At 44.5% G+C, this 2,169-nt stretch carries 3 protein-coding genes and 1 pseudogene; all 4 read right to left on the reverse strand.

All coding sequences use genetic code 11. The annotated features are described in order from the left end of the window. Nucleotides 1–119 (reverse strand): annotated as a pseudogene (locus tag D1Z90_RS22045) (transposase); the annotation flags it as partial. Nucleotides 120–222: 103 nt separating this feature from the next. Then, nucleotides 223–651 carry an SMI1/KNR4 family protein gene (locus D1Z90_RS20410; protein ID WP_119912612.1) on the reverse strand — a complete coding sequence of 143 codons (429 nt, stop codon included), beginning with the start codon at nucleotides 649–651 and terminating at the stop codon, nucleotides 223–225. Next, on the reverse strand, nucleotides 629–1,918 hold the full coding sequence (locus D1Z90_RS22050; RefSeq protein WP_332835984.1) for an RHS repeat-associated core domain-containing protein: 1,290 nt from the start codon (nucleotides 1,916–1,918) through the stop codon (nucleotides 629–631). The genes D1Z90_RS20410 and D1Z90_RS22050 overlap by 23 nt, the downstream gene beginning before the upstream one ends. Before the next feature lie 52 nt (nucleotides 1,919–1,970). After that, nucleotides 1,971–2,169: hypothetical protein (locus tag D1Z90_RS21825; protein ID WP_232525327.1), on the reverse strand; the 199-nt coding region annotated here is incomplete at its 5' end.

The raw sequence follows: 2,169 nt of genomic DNA on the forward strand, positions 1-2,169 counted from the left end.
TAGCTGCGTTTAGCGTAGTTATCATAACCACAAAGAAAGGCGCGCCGCACACAGCGGCTCGTTACATGATAGTAAGGCGTCGATTCTGCACAAATAAGCTGTTTTCGAGGTAGGGTCATTACTCCCTCCTAGAGAAAAATCACCTTTTAAGTGTTAGTTAAAAGGTGATTTCTGTCAAATTTTGGTGCGTGTCCTTTTAGTTTCATTCTTTTAGTTTCTAAACTAGTCGTCTACCTCTAATATCTCTAGAAAACTGTTAAAAGATTCAGAGACAAGTGCAAGATTTTCAATTTTTCGAGGTTCTTCTTCTGCTCTCCAGTAATAGACTCTATCTTTAGTATTATTTCTCAACGAAAGGCACACTAAATCGCCCCCTGGATCCATTCCTATTGCTACAAGACCACTAGGAAGCTTTTCTTTGTAAAGTGTGTTTATCTGGACTAAGTCCTTTTCACCGTTTATTCCTAGAAATATGACATTAGTTTCATCATCATCAAATTCAAACACCTGCTCAGAGAATAATCCACCATTATATGTTTCAAGAAAATGCTTGTATTCATCTGTAAACTGACATCCAAGTGCTTCTTCCGTAGCAGCTATATCACCAGAAGTTACTTTTCCATTCAATCTAATTTGATTTAAGTTTCTCATTTAAACCTCCTACTTTTTTCGCTATTGAATCGCCACCTGAGTGTCCAACGGCATGATAATCTTCAGGCACTAACATCATTGTTCTTCCATTTTGGTGATGATGCCAAATGTGATTTGGGAAAAACTCTTGATGAGAATATGCTCCAGTACCAAAACCTGCCTCAATATTTGCAGCTTTAAAGTCGGTCCTACGTTTTCCAACCATTTTAGGTATATCAACATTAATTACCGAAACTGGAATAAAGTCTGGGTATGCATCTGGATTATACCTTACATTAGCACCATCTCTTACAGAGTGGACCGTATTAGCTTTTTCAAAATTAATGGGGTGATTATTTCCTACAATTCTTTTATTAGCCAATGGAGTATACTTAGAGTCAAGTGCACGATAGTGCTCTTTCAACTGAGCATATTGAATTGAGCTTTCCGAACCGTTATGTACTCTATTTGCGTTTGGACCATCCCCCCCACAACAAAACTCATCCCCTTTCTTATTCGCCAACCCCAGTGGGTCTATCCAGCCCGTAGGGTTAGGCACATATTGATAGTTATTGAGGCCGCCTGCAAGTCCAATCGGATCTAAGGTTAAAAACGCGGCGGAGTTGGGGTTGTAATAACGGTGCCGGTTGTAGTGCAGGCCGGTTTCTACATCATAGTACTGCCCCTGGAAGCGCAGGGGGCTGTGTATCTCTTCCACTTCCTGCTTGAGTACATTGCCGTAGGCACGGTATTGCACGCTCCATACGGTATTACCTGTGGTATCGGTCATCTCCTGTGGCGTGCCCAGGTGGTCCAGCTGGTAGTAATAGATTTCCGGTGCAGTAGTAATTGATGCATCGCTATCCGGGGTATTGGCTTCACCCTTAATCAGGGCCAGGGGCTTAAAGGTGCCCGGCTCATACAGATAGCTCTGGTAGTGGCCCTGATGGTCGGTTTCGGCGATTAATCGGTCAGCCTGCCAGACAAACTCGGTTGTGGTCTGCGCCAGGGTATGGTCCGTGACGGTTTTACGGATTCGTCTGCCAAAGGCGTCGTACTGGTACTCTGCCAGGGTACCGTCAGGGGTTTGTGCCTTAATCAGGCGATGCTGACAGTCGTAATGGTAGCGGGTAACCAGTTGCTGGCCCTTACCGCGTTTCTCTTTGACCAGGTTACCAAATTCGTCGTACTCAAAGTGCCGGTCTCCCTGAAATGCGAGACGGTTTCCGGTGACCTGAGCGCTGTTGTCTGTATTGGTATCGGGTTTACCCAGGGTTTGTGACAGCAGGTGACCTGCCGGGGCGTGGCTGAAGTATTCGGCAGGTTCCCATTACTGTGGGCTAATTTGTCATTGAGTCATTTTTATCCCAGTTATCGCCGTCGACGTAAAAATCGACGTTGATGGTTTTTTCAATAATTTCATCGTGATAAATTCGATTCTTCCCATTTCTCCCTTCAGCCGTGCACTTAAGGCTAAAAGGGCCTAGCAGACTATCACCCATGTCTTCTTTGGTGCAAACTAGCGCTCTGTTAGACCAG

This window comes from Motilimonas pumila, from assembly GCF_003596335.1.
GTDB lineage: Bacteria > Pseudomonadota > Gammaproteobacteria > Enterobacterales > CBDFNC01 > Motilimonas > Motilimonas pumila.

Coding starts and splice junctions, on each gene's coding strand:
- D1Z90_RS20410 (WP_119912612.1), bottom strand. CDS start 651: ATGAGAAACTTAAATCAAATTAGATTGAATGGAAAAGTAACTTCTGGT.